This window comes from Streptomyces sp. NPDC048442, assembly GCF_040651475.1.
Taxonomy (GTDB): Bacteria; Actinomycetota; Actinomycetes; order Streptomycetales; family Streptomycetaceae; genus Streptomyces.
The window spans coordinates 421,388-439,851 of the sequence record NZ_JBEZKB010000003.1 but is presented as its reverse complement, the minus strand read 5'-3'; the positions used below and the strand labels follow the sequence as shown (position 1 = coordinate 439,851).

Below are 18,464 nucleotides of genomic sequence, written 5' to 3'. Positions count from 1 at the left end.
ACCAACACCCCGCTTGCCCCGACCCGCACCTCACCCTTCGCAGCCCTCCGCCCCGCCGGATAGCTCCAACGGGGCGGATTTACCAACAGCGTCCCTTCCCCGGACCGGGGCGCGCCGCCGTAGCGGTACCCCGCGGCCCGGGCTCACTCGTCCTTGTCGGTTCCCGTCCACGTGTACACGTGTTCCGGCCGCCCCGGCCCCGTGTAGCGCAGGGTGAGTCCCACCTGCCCGGCCCTCTCCAGCAGTTTCAGATAGCGCTGCGCGGTCTGCCGGCTCAGCCCCGTCAGGTCGGCTGTCCCACTCGCCGACAGCTGCCCGGTGTCCCGGAGCACCTGCCGCACCAGACGTACCGTCTGTTCCGAGTGCCCCTTCGGCAGGACGGTCGGCCCGGCCGCGGCGCTGCCCAGCACCCCGAAGATCCGGTCGACCTGCTCCTGCCCGGCCTCCAGGCCTCCGTCGGCGAGGGTACGGCGCAGTACGGCGTACCCCTCCAGCTTGGCCCGCAGGCCGCTGTAGCTGAACGGCTTGACCAGGTAGTGCAGGGCGCCGTAGCGCATGGCCGCTTCCACGGTGGCCACGTCGCGGTCGGCCGTCACCATGATCACGTCGGTACGGGAGCCGCTTTCGCGCAGCCGCCGAAGGAGGCGGAGGCCGTTCTCGTCGGGCAGGTAGTGGTCGAGGAGAACGAGATCGGCGTGGTGCTCCTCCAGCCAGGCCAGCGCCTCGCCGGTGGTGTGCGCCGTGCCCGCCACGCAGAAGCCGGGTACGCGCTCCGTGTAGGCGGCGTTGATCCTGGCCACTCTGGGGTCGTCGTCGACGACCAGCACCTCGATCATCGGCACTCCTCCTGCATGTCCACCGTACGTGCCTGCCGTACGGACGTACCAGTCTCTCCGGCCCTCCGGCTCCGCCGACGACTGGGGGGCGACCGGAGGACGACGGTGCACTCGGCGCCGCCACTCCTGGCCACCGGTCACCGAGACGGTACCCCTTTACCGCTCGGGGTTGTCTCCCATGGTGATCAGCAGGACGACAGCGCTGTCCGGGCCGATACCCACTGGTAGGAGCAGCTGGGGGCGTGGCGCTCTCGATTCATTCGGGTGGCACCTGTACTTCGTACGGTCCGGATCGGCGTCCTGGTTCTGGACGAGACGGGAGACGGCAGGGGCGTCGGCGTGACCGTACTCGCGGATGTCCGGGGCATCGCTCGGCTGCACGCCTTCGTCGTACCCAGGGGCCGGGCCGGGCCGGCCTGATTCCCCTGCCCGCCGAACTCGTCGCCCTGGCGCGCGGCAGGGACGGAGCTCGCGCGTGCCGCGCGGCTGATCGGATCGGAGCAACTGACCACCGTGCGCTCCCTGTTGGGATCCACTCACTCGTCCGCAACGTTCTGACAGGAACACGCGCGCTCCACCGGCTCAGGGAGGCCGAGGGGGCAGGGGCCGCACTGCCCTCACCGGGCGTTACTGAGCGTTACTGATCGAAATGCGCGGTTCGTGGGGGCGTGTGAATCTGGTCGAGGTTCCGGGTGCGTCTGGCCCCGGGCCCTCCCCTCACACCTTTCAAGGAGTGGACCCTCATGGGTATGTCTGACCAGTTCAAGGACAAGGCACAGGAGCTCAAGGAGCAGGCCGAGAAGGCTATGGGCGGCGCGAAGGACAAGGCGCAGGAGCGCGGCCAGCAGGCGAGGGAGCGCGGCCAGCAGGCGCGCGAGCAGGGTCAGGAGCGCGGCCAGCAGGCGCGCGAGCAGGCCGAGGACCGGGGCCGGCAGGCGCGCGACGACGCGGACGAGCGGTTCTCGCGCTGACGCGAACGCGCTGAGGGAGTGGGGTCCGCCGTCTGGCGCGGACCCCACTCCTCGTGCGTGCACGTGCACCGCGCCCATCGCAGCGAGGGCTCCAGTGGTGAGCGGGCGACAGTGACGCATCGCACGGGGCTCAAGCGTTCAGGGCGCACGGGCGACCGATCGGTGACACGCCCCCGGCCGGACAGTACGGCGCGTACGCCCATCCGGTGGGGGCTACGCGCTTCCCTTGCCGAATTCGTGCAGCAGAGCCTCGCAGAACGCCTTGAGGTCGTCCGGCTTGCGGCTGGTGATGAGGGTGTTGGGGCCGCCGGTGCAGACCTTGACCTGTTCGTCGACCCAGGTCCCGCCCGCGTTGCGGATGTCGGTACGCAGGCTGGGCCATGAGGTGAGCGTGCGGCCTCGCAGTACGTCGGCCTCGATCAGGGTCCACGGGGCGTGGCAGATCGCGGCGACCGGCTTGCCCGCGTCGAAGAACGCCTTGACGAAGGCGACGGACTTCTCGTCCAGCCGCAGCGCGTCCGGGTTCGCGACGCCGCCCGGCAGCACCAGCCCGTCGTACTCCTCGACGGACGTCTCCCCCACCAGCTGGTCCACCGGGAAGGTGTCGGCCTTGTCGAGGTGGTGGAAGGCCTGCACCTGACCCCCCTCGGGGGAGACGAGGACGGGGGTGCCCCCGGAGGCCCCGACCGCCGCCCACGGTTCGGTCAGCTCGACTTGCTCGACGCCTTCAAGGGCCGTGAGGAACGCGATACGCATGGAGGTGTCTCCCTCTCGCTCTCGTGAATGTGGGGTCTCGTGGTGGTGAGGCCTCGTCCTGTCCGGGCCTCCGCCATTTTCGGGCGGACCTCGGCGCCGCGCGACCCGAGCCTCCACGCAGCGCAGGCCGCGCGGCATTCGGCCCTCGGGGCACTGACGTCTCACCGCCGGTGTCCGCGTACCCCGTCACCGTCGTCCGTATCAGGGTTGGATGGTGAGCCAATCCTGGAAGGAGGGGCCGGCGAGTGTGGCGTGCGGGCCGGGCAGGAACCCGCCGGGCGCGTCCGGGCCGGTGCAGATCAATGGCGGCCCGGGGCTGCTCGTCCGGGTCGGCGGGGAGATTGACGGTGTGGTGGCGTGCTGGTCGAGAACGGCTGTGTCACCGGGGCGTACCACGTCCGCAACCCCGAGAAGCTGTCCCGGATGGCGCAGGAGACCGCCGTCAGCCGCTGATCCTGACGTCCTTGGCCGTCTCCGGCACCTCAGGGGGCCGGCTGGTCAGGGGCTGGCGGTGGAGACGGCGTACACCCAGGGGCGCTCGGGGACGGTGCGGTCCACGGTGATGTCCAGGGTGGGCAGCGGATCCTTCTGCTCGTACGTCAGGCCCGACCACTTGCGGCGAGGGGTGAAGACCCAGCCGACGGTCGCCCGGTCGTGTTCGCGGATGGTGATCTCGCCCTCTTTGAGCGCGCCGGTGGAGGTGCCGATGTCCGTGAGGAAGGTGTTGAGGTCGGCGGGGGTGGTGGCGAACCGGACGTGTATCCGGCTGGTCTTCCAGTTGTTGGTCTCGAAGTACGCGAGGTTCTGGGCCATCAGCGGGATCGGCAGGTGGTAGATGCGCCGCTGCACCTGGGAGGGCCAGCCGACGGTGAGTCCGCCGGCGGAGGCCTCGCGCTCCTTGTTGCGGCCGCTGTCGCGGCTCTGTTCGGCGGAGACGAGCAGGTAGCCGGCGGGGACGCCGATGAGCAGCACGATGACGACGGCGGTGATCGTGCGGCGCACGATCATGCGGCGGCGGCTCTCCGGCGGCCGGCTCTTGCGGTCGTCGGGGGAAGGGCCCTGGTGCGGAATCGTGGAGGTCATTCGGAGGTTCCCTGTGCGCTGTCGGTGCCCTCGGCGCTGTTGGTGCGGGGGGTGCTGAGTGTGGCGGGGGTGCTGGGTGTGGCGGGGGTGCTGGGTGTGGCGGGGGTGCTGGGGCTGCTGCTGGGGACGGATGTGCTCTGCTCCGGGGTGTCCGTGGACGAGGGGGTGGGCGCGGGGGTGGTCGCGGTACGGAGCGCCTGCGCGTAGCGCTCGTACCGCTCGTGGCGCTCCACCCGGCGGCGGTTCGCGCGGCGGAAGCGGCGGGCGACCAGCCGGGCGAGGTCGGCGGCGCCGACCATGCCCGCCTCGGGGCCCAGCTGCGCCTTGGCGATGCGGGCCTCGGGGCGGTAGCCGCGGCCGGTGAGGTGGCGGCGGAAGGCGTCCCTGGCGGGGCCGATGAGGAGGTCGTCGGCCGCGCTGACGCCGCCGCCGATGACGAAGCAGGACGGGTCGAGGGCGGCGGCCAGGTTGGCGATGCCGACGCCGAGCCACTGGCCGATGTCCTGGAGGAGTTCGACGCACATGGCGTCGCCGTCGCGGGCCAGCTCGGTGATGAGCGGTCCGGTGATCTCGTGGATGTTCCCGCCGACGCGCTCGATGAGGTGGTACGCGACCGGGGAGTCGGCGGCGGCGAGCTCGCGGGCCTCGCGGACGAGGGCGTTGCCGGAGCTGTACTGCTCCCAGCAGCCGCGGTTGCCGCACGGGCAGCGGTGGCCGCCGGGCACGACCTGCATGTGGCCGAACTCGCCCGCGACGCCGTACTTGCCGCGCTTGACCTGGCCGTCCTCGAGGATGGCGCCGCCGATGCCCGTACCGAGGGTGATCATGACGAGGTGGTCCTCGCCGCGCCCGGCGCCGAAGCGCCACTCCGCCCAGGCGGCGGTGTTGGCGTCGTTGTCGACGAGCACGGGGACCGCGAGGCGGGCCGAGATCGCGTCGCGCAGGGGCTCGTTGCGCCAGGCGAGGTGCGGGGCGAAGAGGACCTTGCTGCGGTCCGCGTCGACCCAGCCCGCGGCACCGATGCCGACGGCGTGCACGTCGTGCCGGTCGGAGAGGTCCAGGACCAGCTCGACGATGGTGTCCTCGACGACCTTGGGGCTCTTGGACTTGTCCGGCGTCTCGGTGCGCAGGGTCTCCAGGATGGTGCCGTCGGCGTCGACGACACCCGCCATCACCTTCGTACCGCCGATGTCGATGCCGACGGTGGGCACGCGCGGGGCGGTCAGGTGGGAGCGGCGCTCGCGGGGGCCGACGGTGCGCAGGACGGTGGCGCGGGCGGTGCCGCGGCCTGCGAAGTCACGGTAGGAGCTGCTCATCGGCCGGGGCCTTCTGCGGTGTCGGGGAGCCAGCGCCTCGGGGCCCGGCGGCGGACGGCGCCCACCGTCGCCGATTGTGCCATCCGTACGCATGAGGAACCTGTCCGGGCATGCGCAGGGGGCGCTCCCGGCGGTGCGACGGAAGATGTCGTTCCGCACACCTGCCGGGTCCCGCGGGGCCGCGTGGCTACTTGGCGGGCCTGTCGTCCACCGGGTGCCCGCCGAGGTGGCTGGGGGACGGTGCGCGCTCCAGTTCGTGGCTGAGTTCGTCGAGTTCGCTGCCGCCGGCCATCTGCCGGGTGAGCTCATCGAGAGTGGTCTCGTCCTTGGTGCTGCTGCCGGACATCGCCCCCCTCTTGAGGAGTACGAAGCGGTCGCCGACGAGGTAGGCGTGGTGCGGGTTGTGTGTGATGAGGACGACACCGAGGCCCGCGTCCCGTGCGGCGGCGACGTACTTCAGGACGACCCCGGACTGCTTGACGCCGAGGGCGGCCGTCGGCTCGTCGAGGACGAGGACCTTCGCGCCGAAGTACACGGCGCGGGCGATGGCGACGCACTGCCGCTCGCCGCCCGAGAGGGTGCCGATGGGCTGGTCGACGTCGCGCAGGTCGATGCCCATGCGCAGCAGCTCGGAGCGGGTCGTCTCGCGCATCATCGCGACGTCCAGGCGGCGGAAGGGGCCGCGCCCCTTCGTGGGCTCGGAGCCGAGGAAGAAGTTGCGCCAGACGGGCATCAGGGGGACGACGGCAAGGTCCTGGTAGACGGTGGCGATGCCCCGGTCGAGGGCGTCGCGCGGGTTGACCAGGGTGGTTTCGGCGCCCTCGATGCGGAAGGTGCCCGCGTCGTGCTGGTGCAGCCCGGCGATGATCTTGATGAGGGTGGACTTGCCCGCACCGTTGTCGCCGAGCACGCAGCTGATCTCGCCCGCGTGGACTTCCAGGGAGACGTCTTCCAGCGCCTTGATGTTGCCGTAGAACTTCGACACGCGGTCGAGCTCGACGAGCGGCGTCCCGGGCGCGTCGGGCGGCGTGCCGGGCCCGTCGGGCAGCGTCCCGGGCGCGTCGGGCAGCGTGCCGGGTCCGTCGGACGGCGTTCCGGGTTCGGCGGCTGTGCTCATGACCGTGCCTCCGCGCGCTTGCGTACCCATGCGTTGAGCAGGGTGGCCAGAAGGAGCATCGCTCCGAGGAAGAACTTGAACCAGTCCGGGTTCCACTCCGCGTAGACGATGCCCTTGCTCGTCATGCCGAAGATGAACGCGCCGACAGCGGAGCCGATCGCGGAGCCGTACCCGCCGGTGATCAGACAGCCGCCGATGACGGCCGCGATGATGTACGTCAGCTCGTTGCCGACGCCTTCACCCGACTGGACCACGTCGTACGAGAACAGCAGGTGCTGTCCGGACACCCAGGCGGCGAAGGCGACGCCCATGTAGAGCCCGATGCGGGTCTTGTTGACGGGTACGCCGGTGGCGCGGGCGGCGTCCTTCTCGCCGCCGACCGCGAAGATCCAGTTTCCGGCGCGGGCGCGCAGCAGGATCCAGGTGGCGAGCGCGACCAGGACGAACCACCACAGGATGGTGACCTTGAGGTTCACCGAACCGACGGTGATCTGGGAGGCGAAGACCGCCTTGGCCGACTCGAAGCCCTCCATGTCGCCGATGGTCTTGGTGGAGACGGTGCCGCTGATGAGCTTGGTGAGGCCGAGGTTCAGACCGGTCAGCATCAGGAAGGTGCCGAGCGTGATGATGAAGCTCGGGAGCTTGGTGCGGGTCAGCATGAAGCCGTTGAAGACGCCGATGAGCAGCGTCACCAGGAGCGAGACGAAGACGCCGACCCACACGTTGGCGGTCATCTGGTAGCTGAACATCGAGGAGATCAGCGCGGAGCTGGTCACCATGACGCCGGCCGACAGGTCGAACTCGCCGCCGATCATCAGCAGTGCCACGGGCACCGCCATGATGCCGATCGTCGACGCCGCATAGAGGACGGTGCCGAAGCTGGAGGCGCGCAGGAAGCTGTCGGCGGCGATCGAGAAGAAGAGGAACACGGCGATCGCGCCGACGATCGAGCCCAGCTCGGGGCGGCCCATCAGCTTGCGCAGCGGAGAGGTGTGGACCAGCCGTTCGTCGGCCTTGGGGGCCGGCGCCTGTGCGGTCGCTGTCATCGGGTCCCCCGCTTGGTGTACGCCTTCAGCTCGGCCGCGCTGTCCTTGGTGATGATCTGCGGTCCCGTGAGGACGGGCTTGCCGCCGCCGAGCATGTCCGCGTTGTAGCGGTAGAGCCAGAGCAGGTCGACGGCCTCGTACCCCTGGAGGTACGGCTGCTGGTCGACGGCGAAGCCCAGGCTGCCCGCGGCCAGCGAGTCGGCGACCTTGGCGTTGAGGTCGAAGGTGTCGACCTCGGCCTCGCTGCCCGCCTGCTGCTTGGCCTGGACGGCGGCGTCCGCGAAGGGCGCGCCGAGGGTGACGACGGCGTCGATGTCCTTGGAGGTCTGGAGCTTCGCCTCGATGGACGCCTGGACGTCGGGCATGTTGGTGCCGTCGACGTAGAGGTTCTCGACCGTGCCCTTGAAGGACTTCTTGACGCCGTCGCAGCGCTGCTCGTGGCCGACGTTGCCCCGCTCGTGCAGTACGCACAGGGCCTTCTTCTTCGCGCGCCTGCTCAATTCCTCGCCGACGGCCTCGCCCGCGATGGTCTCGTCCTGGCCGATGTGGGTGAGCGCCCCGAAGGCCTTGGACTCGGCGGTGCCGGAGTTGATCGTCACCACCGGGATGCCGGCCTTCTTCGCCTTGGCGAGGACGCCCTTCATGGCGTCCGGCTTGGCGAGGGTGACGATCAGGCCGTCGACCTTCTTGTCGATGTACGTGTCGACCAGCTGCGCCTGCTGCTGGGCCTCCGCGTTGTTGGCGTAGAGAAAGTCGATGTTGTCCTTGACGGCCGCCTGCTTGGCGCCGTTCTGGACGATGTCCCAGAACGTGTCCCCTGCACCCGAGTGGGTGACCATGGCGAAGGTCCACCTGGGGGTGCTCACCGCGGCCTTGCCCTGGGCGGCGACCGCAGCCGCGCGCTCCTCGGCCCGCTTGCCGCCGGTGCTGCTGCAACCGGTGAGGGAAGCCCCGAGCACCGCCGCCAGCACTGCGCCCAGCGCACGTACCCCTGTCCGAACCCTTGCCACGACGTCGTGCCCTTCTCGCTGTACTCCTGGGTGCGGCCGGGGGGTATTGAGCCAGACCCCGGCCGCCCAAGTATCGGTCATGGGGGTCCGTCGTGTGGTCAGCGGGTTGGTCATCGGGTGCCGCGGGCGGTGTACTTCTCCAGCGCAGGAACGTCCTTCGCGGTGACGATCGCGGGTCCGGTAAGGACTGGTTTGCCGCCTCCCAGGACGTTCCCATTCGTGCGGTTCAGCCAGATTTCGTCGATGGCGAGGTAGCCCTGGAGGTACGGCTGCTGGTCGACGGCGAACCCGACCGCCTGCGACTTGAGGCTCTTCACGACGGCCGCGTTGAGGTCGAAGGTGTCGACCTCCGCCTTGCTGCCCGAGCCCGCCTTCGCCTTCACTGTCGCGTCCGCGAAGGGCGCGCCGAGGGTGACGACGGCGTCGATGTCCTTGGCCGCCTGGAGCTTCGCCTCGATGGAGGAGGTGGTGGCGGGCATGTTCGTACCCTCCACGTTGAGGTTCTCGACGCTGCCCTTGAACGCCTCTTTCACGCCCGCGCAGCGCTCTTCCAGGGAGACGTTGCCCTGCTCGTGGATGACGCAGAGGACCTTCTTCCTGCCGCGTTTGGTGAGCTCCTCGCCGACGCCCTGACCGGCGACCGCCTCGTCCTGGCCTATGTGGCCGAGCGCGCCCAGGGCCTTGGAGTGCTGACCGCCGGAGTTGATGGTGACGACGGGGATGCCGGCGGCGACGGCCTTCTTGACCGCCGCGCCGACGGCTTCGGGCTTGGCGAGGGTGACGACGATGCCCTGCACCTTCTGGTCGATCGCCGCCTCTATGAGCTGGGCCTGTTCCTTGCCCTCTTTGTGGGCGGAGTAGAGGAACTCGACGTTGTCCTTGGCCGCGGCGGCCTTGGCGCCGCTCTGCACGATGTCCCAGAAGGTGTCGCCCTCGCCCGAGTGGGTGATCATCGCGATTTTGATACGAGGCGTGTCGGCTGCTCTTCCGCCCCCGCCGCTCCGCTGCGGCCCGTCCTCGGAACTCTTGCCGCCGGAGCCGCTGCACCCGGCGAGGGTGAGTGCGGCCAGTGCGACGGCGGTGCTCAGGACTGCCGCTGTGCGGGTGGTACGTGTAGTACGAGTGGTACGCATCGTGGGTCCGCCCCGTCTCCCCGCCGCCCGTTGCGGCTGGAGGAGTTCTAACGGCGGGCACAGGACGCCGTCAATGGTTTGGTCACGACAGCCGTGACGGCACGGGGCATCGGACAGGGCCTGGAACAGGACCTCTTCTTGACAGTGCTCCGGGCCTGTTGTCGGCTGGGGGCATGCGAATCGGACTCATGGGCACGGGCCGCATCGGCTCTTTTCACGCCGGGGTGCTCGCCCGGCACCGCGAGGTGGGCTCACTCGTACTGGCCGACGCGGACGCGGAGCGCGCCGCCGAGGTCGCACAGCGCGTGGGGGCTGAATTCACCCCTGCCCAGGACCTGTTGGCCTCGGGGCTCGACGCACTTGTCATCGCTTCGGCGACGGCCGCGCACGCGGAGCTGATCGGCCGGGCCGCGCGGGCCGGGCTCCCCTGCTTCTGCGAGAAGCCCATCGCCACCGACCTGCCGGGAACCCTGGGGGCGCTGCGCGAGGTGGAGTCGGCGGGCACCGTGCTCCAGCTCGGCTTCATGCGCCGCTTCGATTCCGGGTACGCGGTGGCGCGCGAGCGGGTCCTGGCGGGCGATCTCGGCCGGCTGCACACGGTGCGTACGGTCTCCTCCGACGCGGCACCGCCCCCGGCCGCGTATCTGCCGCTCTCGGGCGGGCTCTACCGGGACTGCATGGTCCACGACTTCGACATCCTGCGCTGGGTGACCGGGCGCGAGGTGGTGGAGGTGTACGCGGCGGGCTCGGCGGCGGGGCCCGCGATGTTCGCGGCGGCGGGCGACGTGGCGACGGCCGCCGCGGTGCTGACCCTGGACGACGGGGCCCTCGTCACGTCGACCGCGACGCGCTGCAACGGTGCGGGCTACGACGTACGGATGGAGCTGGCGGGGGAGCTCGACCAGCTCTCGGTCGGCCTGGACGACCGGACTCCGATCACCTCCACCGAGGCGTCGGGCCCACCCGCCCCCGCCAAGCCGTGGGCCGGGTTCCTGGAGCGGTTCGCCCCGGCGTACGAGGCGGAGCTGGACGCGTTCGTCCAGGTCGTACGGGGAGAGCGGGCCAACCCCTGCGACGGGCGGGAGGCGCTGCAGGCGCTGCGGGTGGCGGAGGCGTGCGAGATGTCCCGGCGGGAGGGCCGGGCGGTCCGGCTCGACGAAGTACCCGGAGCGTGAACTCCCCTTACCGCACGGGGGAGTTCACGCCGCAGGTCCGGGATTACGATCCGAACGCTCAGTAGCCGACCGTGAAGCGCTCTCCCACGTGCTGCGGGCGCTCGATCTCGTCGACCAGCGCGACCGCGTAGTCCTCGGCGCTGATCCGGCTGTTGCCCTCGGCGTCCAGGACCAGGTTGTCGACGTCCGTACGGTAGACGCCGGTGCGCTCGCCGGGCTCGATGGTGGCCGCGGGGCTGAGGTTGGTCCACCGGACGTCGCTCACCGTGCGGTAGAAGTCGAGCGCGTCGCCGTGCGCGTGCATGATCTGGAGCAGGAACTCCGGGAGGCCCTCGGCGTCCCACACCTGCTTGCCGTCCGGGGTGCGCAGCGAACCGGCGCCGCCGACCGTGAGCAGCAGCGGTGCGCCTGCGCCCCGTGCGCGTACCCCTTCGACCAGGGACTTCGCCGCAGGCGCGATGGTCGCGAGGTGGCCCGGGCCGTCGCCGCCGCCGACCGCGCTGACCAGCACGTCCTGCCCCTTGGCCGCCTCGGTCACCGATGCCGGGTCGAGGACGTCGCCGGTGATCACGGTGAGGTTCTGGTGGGCGGGGACGGTGAGCTTCGCCGGGTCGCGGACGACGGCGGTGACCTGGTGTCCCCGGTCGAGGGCTTCGCGCAGGATGCGGGAGCCGATGGTTCCGTTGGCCCCGAAGAGGGAGATCTTGGCCATGGGAGGGGTCCTTCCGAGGGTGGGCTGTGCGCGGTGACACGGGTGGTGATTTTCCGGATCCGACGACCGGCGTCGTTCCGTTGCCTCTTCAACATAGGAGGTGAGACGGACAAATGCCGGGTACGCTCCGGACACATGGTGGTGAAAAAACGACAGACGAGTGAATCGGCCGTTCCGCCGATCCCCGAGGTCCGATTCCAGTCCCCCAGCTCGGCCCCGGCCGGCGTGGAGGTCCTGACGCTCGCCGCGCTGCGCCGCAATGCCTGCTCGGGTGCGATTTCCGTGCCGCACCGCCCCGACTTCCACCACCTCCTGCGGCTGGACGGCGGCGAGCTCCCGCTGATGGTCGACTTCACGTCGTACCGACTGCTGCCCGGCGAGTGGCTGTGGGTACGGCCGGGGCAGGTGCACCGCTGGGACAACCTGTCCGGCGCGGAGGGCACCCTCGTCCTCTTCGAGGCGGGGTTCTTGGACCCGGCGACCGGTGCGGCCGCCCGGCTCGACGACCCGTTCGGGCCGACCGTACGGCGCCCGGCCGGGGGCGACGCGGAGGCGGCCCGACGCGCCCTGGACCACCTGGACCAGGAGTTCCGGTCCCTGCGCGACGGCTCGCCGCTCCCCCTGGAGACCCATCTGTCGGTGCTCCGCCATCTGCTCGCCGCCCTGGTGCTGCGCCTCGCACACATCGGGGAGGAGAGGCCGGCCTGCGACACCCCGGACGCGTTCCTGCTGTTCCGTACGGCGGTGGAGCGGGACTTCGCGCGGACCCGGCGGGTCGAGGACTACGCCCGCGACCTCGGCTACGCGCCCCGCACCCTGTCGCGGGCGACGCTCGCCGCGGCGGGGGTCGGTGCGAAGGAGTTCATCGACCGGCGCGTGACCCTGGAGGCCAAGCGACTGCTCACGCACAGCGACCACAGCGCGGCGAGGATCGCGGGGCTGCTCGGCTTCCAGGACGCGGCCAACTTCGGGAAGTTCTTCCAACAGCGCGCAGGATCAAGCCCGTTGGCATTCCGGACGACGGCACGGGGCAGCACCGCCTGACCCCTTCCGCGGGGCGGTGGCCCGCTTCCGGCTCACCAGCGGACGGGTAGCTTCCGTACACCCCTGATCAGCAGTCCCGGCGCCCACTCCCAAGGCTCGCCGTCCGAGTCCAGGGCCAGGTCCGGGCAGCGTTCCAGCAGCGTACGGACGGCGATGCGACCTTCGAGGCGGGCGAGCGGCGCGCCCAGGCAGAAGTGGATGCCGTGCCCGAAGGCCAGGTGGCCCTGCGGGGCGCGGCGGATGTCGAAGCGGTCGGGATCGGGGAACCGGGAGGGGTCGCGGTCGCCGGACGCGAGGGCGACGAGGACGGGCTTGCGCGCGGGAATGGTGAGGCCGCCGATCTCGACGGGCTCGCGGGTGTAGCGGAAGGTCGCGTTCTTCACCGGCCCGTCGTAGCGGAGCATTTCCTCCACCGCGCCGTCGATGAGCCCGTCGAAGTCGGCGCGCAGGGCGGCGAGTTGGTCCGGGTGCGAGAGCAGGGCGCGAATGCCGTTGGAGATCAGGTTGACGGTGGTTTCGTGACCGGCGACGAGCAACAGGAAGGCCATGCCCACGAGTTCGCCGGGGGCGAGCCGGTCGCCGTCCTCGTCCTGTGTCCTGATGAGCGCGCTGAGCAGGTCGTCGCCGGGCGTGCGGCGCTTCTCCTCGATCAACTCCGAGAGGTAGAGCCCCATTTCACCGACAGCGGCCTCGGTGGCCTCGGGTTCCGTCGGTGCGACGACCTCGTTGGACCAGGCGCGGAAGCGGTCCTGGTCGAGGTCGGGCACGCCGAGGAGTTCGCAGATGACGGTCATCGGCAGCGGGAAGGCGAGCGCGTCGACGAGGTCGGCGGCGGAACTCCCCTTCTCCGTCATGGCGTTGAGGAGTCCGTCGGTGATCTGCTGCACGCGCGGGCGCATCGCCTCGACGCGCCGCGCGGTGAACTCACGGACGACGAGCTTGCGCAGCCGGGTGTGCCGGGGCGGGTCCAGCTCCAGCATGTTGTCGCTGATCGCGGTCCCCTCCCCGTCGGCCCACAGCTCGGAGTTGCGCCAGTCCTTGCTGAGCCGGGGGTCGGCGAGGGCCTGCCGGCCCTCCTCGTACCCGACGACCAACCACATCTCTTCGACCTCGGGGGTGCGCACCCGGTGCACGGGCCCCGCCTCGCGCAGTTTCGCGTAGTACGGATACGGATCAGCCGTGAAGTCCTCGGCGTGCTCACTCAGATCGACGATTTCCATGGGTCCCGCCTCTCCCCGTGGGGCCCGGCCGCCCGCGCCCTCCTGCGTCAGCCTACGTCGCCGGTTCCGTCGAGCAGCCCTGCGTCGTGGGCGAGGAGTGCGATCTGGACCCGGTTGTTGAGGTCGAGCTTGGCCAGGACGCGCGAGACGTGGGTCTTCACCGTAGGAACGCTCATGTAGAGCTCGGCGGCGATCTCCGCGTTGGAGCAGCCGCGGCCCACGGCGACGGCGACCTCCCGTTCCCTGTCGGCGAGTTGCCCGAGCCTGCGCTGCGCCCGGTCCTTGCGCTCCTCGGCACCGCCCGCGCCCGCGACGTGCGTGATGAGCTGCTGGGTCACCGCAGGCGACAGCACGGGGTCGCCCGCGGCCACCCGCCGTACCGCTGCGACGATTTCGGCGGGCGGGGTGTCCTTCAGCACGAACCCGGCCGCTCCGGCCCGCAGGGCCCGCAGCACCTGCTCGTCGGCGTGGAAGGTGGTGAGGACGACGACCTCGGGGGCGTCGGCCCTGGCGCGCAGCTCTTCGGTGGCGGTGAGGCCGTCGACGACCGGCATCCGGATGTCCATCAGTACGACGTCCGGCTTCAACTCGTCGACGGCCTGCGGCACTTGGGATCCGTCGGCGGCCTCGCCGACGATCTCGATGTCCTCGGCGCCGCCGAGCATGAAGGTGAGCCCGGCGCGCACGAGGGGGTCGTCGTCGACGAGGAGGAGCCTGATGGTCATGGGCCTACGGTAGCCAGCCTTCGCCCCGGCGTTCCTCCGGGGCCCGCCGAGCCGCCCCACCGCCGCCCGCCCGGTCACCGGTGTCCGGGCGAGGCGGGGTCCGGGCGAGGCGGGGTCCGGGCAAGGCGGGGTCCGGGCAAGGCGGGGTCCGGGCAAGGCGTCTCCGCCGATTCTCACCGGAAGCGCGGGCTGTACGTCGCGTTCAACAAGGCCATCGCCCAGGACGAGATCCATCAGCTCGCGGGCTACCTGCTCCTGGACTACGACGACGACCACGGCATCGACCGCGTCGGACTGTACTTGTCCCGGCAGGGCGGCCTGGTCGTCTGGGACACCGGCGAATTCCTCCACCGACTCGGCGCCCGGCACCCGCTCCCCGAGCTTCGCAAGCGGCTGAGGTGCCATCTCGAAGAGGAAGCGGAACACCGCGCCGGTCCCGGGGAGAAGCCTCGCCCGGCGGATCGTCACGGGGCCCACGGTAGCCAGGCGCTGATCCGGAATCCGCCGTCGGGCTCGGGGCCGTGGTCGAGGCGGCCGCCGGCGAGGGTGGCGCGTTCGGTGAGGCCGATGAGGCCCTGGCCCGATCCGGGGACCTTGGGGACGTCGCCCTCGGGGGCGGGGTTGTGGAGGGTGACGCTGATTCCGTCGCCGGGGCGGCCGGTCACCGTGACGGCGGCTTCCGCGCCGGGGGCGTGTTTGCGGGCGTTGGTGAGGCCCTCCTGCGCGATGCGGTAGACGGTGCGGCCGACGGCGGCGGGCACGGCGGCCAGGTCGGCGATGCGGTTGTCGAGAGTGACCTTCATGCCCGCCTGGCGGGACTCGGCGACCAGGGCGTCCAGGGTGGCGAGGGTGGGCTGCGGGCGGTCGTCGTCGCCAGCGCCGGGACTGCGCAGTACGCCGATGATCTCGCGGAGGTCCTGGAGTGCCTCGTGGGCGCTGTCGCGGATGACTCCGGCGGCGCGGGCGACCTCGGCGGGCGGGGCGTCGGGCCGGAATTCGAGGGCTCCGGCGTGCACGCTGAGGAGGGTCAGGCGGTGCGCGAGTACGTCGTGCATCTCGCGGGCGATGGCCTCGCGGGCGAGGCGCTGGGCCTGCTCCGCGCGGAGTGCGGCCTCGGTCTCGGCCCGTACGGTCCGCTCGCGCAGCGACACGACGAGCTGGCGGCGGGCGCGTACGAACATCCCCCAGCCGACGATCAGCATCGTGATCACCAGGCCGAAGACCGCGGTCGCCCAGAATGCCATGGCCGGGTCGGGGCGCAGCCAGGACTGGACCAGCCCGGTGACGAGCGCGGCCGCGGCCAGCGGTCCCGCTGCCTTGAACGGGCGGTGCACGGTGACGCCGAACAGCGCGACGATCATGGCGCCGGACGAGGCCGGTGCGACGGCCGACAGCGCGATGAGGGCGGCCGCCACTCCGACGGGCCAGCGCCTGCGCAGCCATAGGGCGCAGCAGGCCAGCGCCCCGGCGACCTGGTCGAAGGCGAGAACGACGCGGGATTCGCCGAGGTCCGCCACGGTCTCGGCCGCCGCGAGCCCGATGCCCGCGGCGAAGAGGAACATCAGGAGGTCGACGATCCAGTCCCGCAGGGTGCGGCGCGGCCGGGGCTGCGGGCTCCCGCCGGGGACGGATGCGCGTCCGGGGCCGCGTCCCCGGTCGCCGGACAGCTCGGGGCCGCCCATCGCCGACGGCAGCAGCCACCGGTACTCCTGTTCGCTCATGCCTCCAAAACTACGCAGGTGGGGGCGGCGGGTGCGGCCGTCGGACGCAGACAGCGACCAAAGTCGGCCCGGCGGCTACTTTCGACACCTTCGCGGCCCGGTCCGAGCGCCCTGCGGACGATGGTGGGGGCGGGCCCCGGCGGGCCAGGGTGGTGACATGAAGAAAATCTTCGAGGTCGTCGGTTTCCTGTTGATGCTGTGGGGCGTGGGCGGGCTGATCCACGAGTGGTTCGACTGGTTCAAGCTGTGGCGGGTCGTGGACAGGCTGGGCTGGTTCGAGGGGTACGAGATCTACGCGAACATCGTGCTGGCGGTGGCGGGAATCGCGCTGATGGTGGCGTCGGAGCGGTTGGGCGGAGGCAGCTCGAAGAGGGACTGACGGGGCGTCATGTTGCGGTACGGGCTGACGGGTCATGCCGTCGTACGGCCTGACGGGTCATCCCGTCGGGCGGCCTGACGGTTCATGCCGTCGTACGACCCGCCGCCCTGCGGCCCCAGGCCGTCCCGGCCAGGACCAGTAGGCCGCCCAACAGGCCGAGTGCGCCCAGCCGTTCGCCGCCGATCGCGATGCCGACAGCCGCCGCCCACAGGGGTTCCGTACCGAGCAGCAGGCTGACTCGGGACGGCGAGGTGCGCCGTACCGCCCACATCTGCACGGCGAACGCGAACAGCGTGCAGCACACGGACAGGAACAGCAGCCCCGCCCACTCCCCCGCCCCGAACCCGGCCGCCACGCTCCACGGCGAGGGCCCCGCCCCGGGCGCGGCGGCCAGCACGGCGAACACGCCGACGGCGGCGCCGAGTTGGACGGTGGTCAGCGACAGCGCGTCGGCGTCCTGGACCGCCTTGAGCCGCGCCATGAACAGCACATGTGCGGTACGGGCGAGCGCGGCGAGCAGCATCAGCAGGTCGCCGGCCGAGGGATCGGTGAAGCCGCCGCCCTGGGTCAGCAGCAGCACGCCCAGCACCGAGAGACCGGCGGCGGCCAGGAACGCGCGGGGCGGCGCGGTCCTCGTGACGGCGGCCTCGGCGAGCGGCGTGAAGATCATCGTGAGGCTGATGATGAGCCCGGCGTTGGTCGCCGAGGTGTGCACGACGCCGTACGTCTCCAGCAGGAAGATCCCGCTGAGTACGAGGCCGAGCAGTCCGGCGCCCCGCCACTGTGCCGCACTGAGCGCCCACAGCTTCGGCCACCCGGCAACGACGAGCACCGGCAGTACGATCGCGAATCGCAGCACCAGCACCGCGACGACGGTCTGTGCGGTGGTGATGCCCTTGGCTGCGAGGTAGCTGGCGCCCCACACCACCGCCACTCCCAGCACGGGAAGATCGGCGAACCCGGCCCCGCGTGCGGGAGCAGGGGTGTGTACGGCGGACGAGGTGGCGGCCACGGCGCGGTCTCCAACGGACGGTGCGGTGTGGAGACTTCGGCGGCTCGCACGCGGGCGCTCACCCTACCGGGATGTCGATCTTCCCGGAAGGGTTCCGGCGCTCGCTCTCCTCGGCTTCCGCTCGGTCATGCACATCCCCTTCCGTCAGAAGGCTCTGAAGAACCCCACCCGGGCCGCAAATTCGGTGTCCGAATGGCGCCAGCGCGGGATGCGGCCGGCCGGTTTCCTTGAGTTCACAAGCAGTGCTTCGGACTAGCGGCGCACAGCGGTACCAGCGGCACTTCTGGTACCACCCAGCGGAAGAGGAACCCGGAATGTCTACGACTGAGATGGCAGCGGCAGCGCACCCGACCACCAAGGCGGCCCTGGTCACGGGCGGCAGCAGGGGCATGGGGGCTGCCATCGCCCTGCGGCTGGCGCAGGACGGGGCCGATGTGGCGGTCACCTATGTGGAGGGGGAAGAGGCGGCCCAGGACGTGGTGCGCAAGATCGAGGCCCTGGGCCGGCGGGGTATCGCGGTACGGATGGACGCGGCCGACGCGGAGTCCGTCACCTCAGCCGTGGCGACCGTCGCCGATGCCTTCGGCCGGCTGGATGTACTCGTCAACAACGCCGGAATCGGCGTCCTCGGCCCGATCGAGGGGCTGACGCTCGCGGACGTGAACCGGGTGCTGGCGGTCAACGTACGGGCGGTGTTCCTCGCCTCGCAGGCGGCGGCGTCCGTCCTGGAGGACGGCGGCCGGATCATCTCGACCGGCTCTGCCCTCACCCGGTACGTCGGCGGGCCGGGCGGCAGCCTCTACGCGATGAGCAAGTCGGCGCTGACCGGGCTGACCAAGTCCCTCGCGCGGGAGGTCGGCGACCGGGGCATCACGGTCAACCTGATCCACCCGGGTGCGGTCGACACGGACATGAACCCCGCGGACGGCCCGTACGCGGAGCCGCAGCGGGCGAACACGGCGATCGGCCGGTTCGGCCGGCCGGAGGAAGTGGCATCGCTGGTGGCGTTCCTGGCGAGCGACGAGGGGGCGTACATGACAGGCGCGGAGCTGGTCATGGACGGCGGCCACTCGGCCTGAGGACACACGGCACAGGAGAACGGGGTGGGGGCCACACGGTCCCCACCCCCGACCCGCCCCTCCCAGCCGACGGACACCGACCTGCCGCTCGACACGCCAGGCCCGTCGCTCGGCACGCCAGGCCCATCG

General features: G+C 71.1%; 19 protein-coding genes. 6 read left to right on the top strand and 13 right to left on the bottom strand.

Features of this window, described 5'->3' with window-relative positions; genetic code table 11:
• Positions 1-143 precede the first annotated feature (143 nt).
• Positions 144-836: a response regulator gene (locus tag AB0D18_RS07830; protein WP_362414034.1), complete on the bottom strand. Its 693-nt coding sequence runs from the start codon at positions 834-836 to the stop codon at positions 144-146.
• A gap of 264 nt (positions 837-1,100) precedes the next feature.
• Here AB0D18_RS07830 and AB0D18_RS07825 point away from each other — a divergent pair, with 264 nt between their 5' ends.
• Positions 1,101-1,256 carry a hypothetical protein gene (locus AB0D18_RS07825; protein ID WP_362414032.1) on the top strand — a complete coding sequence of 52 codons (156 nt, stop codon included), beginning with the start codon at positions 1,101-1,103 and terminating at the stop codon, positions 1,254-1,256.
• A gap of 323 nt (positions 1,257-1,579) precedes the next feature.
• Positions 1,580-1,807 carry a hypothetical protein gene (locus AB0D18_RS07820; protein WP_362414030.1) on the top strand — a complete coding sequence of 76 codons (228 nt, stop codon included), beginning with the start codon at positions 1,580-1,582 and terminating at the stop codon, positions 1,805-1,807.
• Between the two features lie 213 nt (positions 1,808-2,020).
• Here AB0D18_RS07820 and AB0D18_RS07815 read toward each other — a convergent pair whose 3' ends face one another.
• The 7 genes from AB0D18_RS07815 to AB0D18_RS07785 form a co-directional block, all read right to left on the bottom strand.
• Positions 2,021-2,563 carry a type 1 glutamine amidotransferase domain-containing protein gene (locus tag AB0D18_RS07815; RefSeq protein WP_362414028.1) on the bottom strand — a complete coding sequence of 181 codons (543 nt, stop codon included), beginning with the start codon at positions 2,561-2,563 and terminating at the stop codon, positions 2,021-2,023.
• A gap of 498 nt (positions 2,564-3,061) precedes the next feature.
• Positions 3,062-3,646, bottom strand: coding sequence for a hypothetical protein (locus AB0D18_RS07810; RefSeq protein WP_362414026.1), 585 nt, complete (start codon positions 3,644-3,646; stop codon positions 3,062-3,064).
• Complete coding sequence (locus tag AB0D18_RS07805; RefSeq protein ID WP_362414024.1) at positions 3,643-4,962, bottom strand: ROK family glucokinase; 1,320 nt, start codon at positions 4,960-4,962, stop codon at positions 3,643-3,645. Before AB0D18_RS07805 ends, AB0D18_RS07810 begins: the two co-directional genes overlap by 4 nt.
• A 187-nt stretch (positions 4,963-5,149) precedes the next feature.
• A complete protein-coding gene (locus AB0D18_RS07800; protein WP_362414022.1) occupies positions 5,150-6,079 on the bottom strand; it encodes an ATP-binding cassette domain-containing protein in 930 nt (309 codons plus the stop codon).
• On the bottom strand, positions 6,076-7,125 hold the full coding sequence (locus tag AB0D18_RS07795) for an ABC transporter permease (RefSeq protein WP_362414020.1): 1,050 nt from the start codon (positions 7,123-7,125) through the stop codon (positions 6,076-6,078). The genes AB0D18_RS07800 and AB0D18_RS07795 overlap by 4 nt, the downstream gene beginning before the upstream one ends.
• Entirely contained in the window at positions 7,122-8,135 is a 1,014-nt protein-coding gene (locus tag AB0D18_RS07790) for a sugar ABC transporter substrate-binding protein (protein WP_362414018.1), read from the bottom strand. Before AB0D18_RS07790 ends, AB0D18_RS07795 begins: the two co-directional genes overlap by 4 nt.
• A 110-nt stretch (positions 8,136-8,245) precedes the next feature.
• On the bottom strand, positions 8,246-9,268 hold the full coding sequence (locus AB0D18_RS07785) for a substrate-binding domain-containing protein (protein WP_362414016.1): 1,023 nt from the start codon (positions 9,266-9,268) through the stop codon (positions 8,246-8,248).
• Positions 9,269-9,441: 173 nt separating this feature from the next.
• On the opposite strand from AB0D18_RS07785, the gene AB0D18_RS07780 reads away from it, so the two are divergent.
• Positions 9,442-10,443, top strand: coding sequence for a Gfo/Idh/MocA family oxidoreductase (locus AB0D18_RS07780; RefSeq protein WP_362414014.1), 1,002 nt, complete (start codon positions 9,442-9,444; stop codon positions 10,441-10,443).
• Between the two features lie 58 nt (positions 10,444-10,501).
• Here the strand turns inward: AB0D18_RS07780 and AB0D18_RS07775 are convergent, their stop codons facing one another.
• A complete protein-coding gene (locus tag AB0D18_RS07775) occupies positions 10,502-11,155 on the bottom strand; it encodes an NAD(P)H-binding protein (protein ID WP_362414013.1) in 654 nt (217 codons plus the stop codon).
• A gap of 135 nt (positions 11,156-11,290) precedes the next feature.
• Here AB0D18_RS07775 and AB0D18_RS07770 point away from each other — a divergent pair, with 135 nt between their 5' ends.
• The gene (locus AB0D18_RS07770; protein WP_362414011.1) at positions 11,291-12,199 is read left to right on the top strand and encodes a helix-turn-helix transcriptional regulator; all 909 of its coding nucleotides are present in this window, start codon (positions 11,291-11,293) and stop codon (positions 12,197-12,199) included.
• A 32-nt stretch (positions 12,200-12,231) separates the two neighbouring features.
• Here AB0D18_RS07770 and AB0D18_RS07765 read toward each other — a convergent pair whose 3' ends face one another.
• The 3 genes from AB0D18_RS07765 to AB0D18_RS07755 all read right to left on the bottom strand — a co-directional run bounded on the left by AB0D18_RS07765 (position 12,232) and on the right by AB0D18_RS07755 (position 15,865).
• Complete coding sequence (locus AB0D18_RS07765) at positions 12,232-13,419, bottom strand: cytochrome P450 (RefSeq protein ID WP_362414009.1); 1,188 nt, start codon at positions 13,417-13,419, stop codon at positions 12,232-12,234.
• Between the two features lie 47 nt (positions 13,420-13,466).
• The gene (locus tag AB0D18_RS07760; protein ID WP_362414007.1) at positions 13,467-14,144 is read right to left on the bottom strand and encodes a response regulator transcription factor; all 678 of its coding nucleotides are present in this window, start codon (positions 14,142-14,144) and stop codon (positions 13,467-13,469) included.
• Positions 14,145-14,608: 464 nt separating this feature from the next.
• On the bottom strand, positions 14,609-15,865 hold the full coding sequence (locus tag AB0D18_RS07755) for a histidine kinase (RefSeq protein ID WP_362414005.1): 1,257 nt from the start codon (positions 15,863-15,865) through the stop codon (positions 14,609-14,611).
• Positions 15,866-16,022: 157 nt separating this feature from the next.
• Between AB0D18_RS07755 and AB0D18_RS07750 the strand changes: the two genes are divergently transcribed.
• Complete coding sequence (locus AB0D18_RS07750; RefSeq protein ID WP_362414004.1) at positions 16,023-16,244, top strand: hypothetical protein; 222 nt, start codon at positions 16,023-16,025, stop codon at positions 16,242-16,244.
• Positions 16,245-16,326: 82 nt separating this feature from the next.
• Here the strand turns inward: AB0D18_RS07750 and AB0D18_RS07745 are convergent, their stop codons facing one another.
• Entirely contained in the window at positions 16,327-17,256 is a 930-nt protein-coding gene (locus AB0D18_RS07745) for a DMT family transporter (protein ID WP_362414002.1), read from the bottom strand.
• Between the two features lie 314 nt (positions 17,257-17,570).
• Between AB0D18_RS07745 and AB0D18_RS07740 the strand changes: the two genes are divergently transcribed.
• Complete coding sequence (locus AB0D18_RS07740; RefSeq protein WP_362414000.1) at positions 17,571-18,335, top strand: 3-oxoacyl-ACP reductase family protein; 765 nt, start codon at positions 17,571-17,573, stop codon at positions 18,333-18,335.
• Positions 18,336-18,464 lie beyond the last annotated feature (129 nt).

Coding starts and splice junctions, on each gene's coding strand:
- AB0D18_RS07830 (WP_362414034.1), bottom strand. CDS start 836: ATGATCGAGGTGCTGGTCGTCGACGACGACCCCAGAGTGGCCAGGATC.
- AB0D18_RS07820 (WP_362414030.1), top strand. CDS start 1,580: ATGGGTATGTCTGACCAGTTCAAGGACAAGGCACAGGAGCTCAAGGAG.
- AB0D18_RS07815 (WP_362414028.1), bottom strand. CDS start 2,563: ATGCGTATCGCGTTCCTCACGGCCCTTGAAGGCGTCGAGCAAGTCGAG.
- AB0D18_RS07810 (WP_362414026.1), bottom strand. CDS start 3,646: ATGACCTCCACGATTCCGCACCAGGGCCCTTCCCCCGACGACCGCAAG.
- AB0D18_RS07805 (WP_362414024.1), bottom strand. CDS start 4,962: ATGAGCAGCTCCTACCGTGACTTCGCAGGCCGCGGCACCGCCCGCGCC.
- AB0D18_RS07800 (WP_362414022.1), bottom strand. CDS start 6,079: ATGAGCACAGCCGCCGAACCCGGAACGCCGTCCGACGGACCCGGCACG.
- AB0D18_RS07795 (WP_362414020.1), bottom strand. CDS start 7,125: ATGACAGCGACCGCACAGGCGCCGGCCCCCAAGGCCGACGAACGGCTG.
- AB0D18_RS07785 (WP_362414016.1), bottom strand. CDS start 9,268: ATGCGTACCACTCGTACTACACGTACCACCCGCACAGCGGCAGTCCTG.
- AB0D18_RS07780 (WP_362414014.1), top strand. CDS start 9,442: ATGCGAATCGGACTCATGGGCACGGGCCGCATCGGCTCTTTTCACGCC.
- AB0D18_RS07775 (WP_362414013.1), bottom strand. CDS start 11,155: ATGGCCAAGATCTCCCTCTTCGGGGCCAACGGAACCATCGGCTCCCGC.
- AB0D18_RS07770 (WP_362414011.1), top strand. CDS start 11,291: ATGGTGGTGAAAAAACGACAGACGAGTGAATCGGCCGTTCCGCCGATC.
- AB0D18_RS07765 (WP_362414009.1), bottom strand. CDS start 13,419: ATGGAAATCGTCGATCTGAGTGAGCACGCCGAGGACTTCACGGCTGAT.
- AB0D18_RS07760 (WP_362414007.1), bottom strand. CDS start 14,144: ATGACCATCAGGCTCCTCCTCGTCGACGACGACCCCCTCGTGCGCGCC.
- AB0D18_RS07755 (WP_362414005.1), bottom strand. CDS start 15,865: ATGAGCGAACAGGAGTACCGGTGGCTGCTGCCGTCGGCGATGGGCGGC.
- AB0D18_RS07750 (WP_362414004.1), top strand. CDS start 16,023: ATGAAGAAAATCTTCGAGGTCGTCGGTTTCCTGTTGATGCTGTGGGGC.
- AB0D18_RS07740 (WP_362414000.1), top strand. CDS start 17,571: ATGTCTACGACTGAGATGGCAGCGGCAGCGCACCCGACCACCAAGGCG.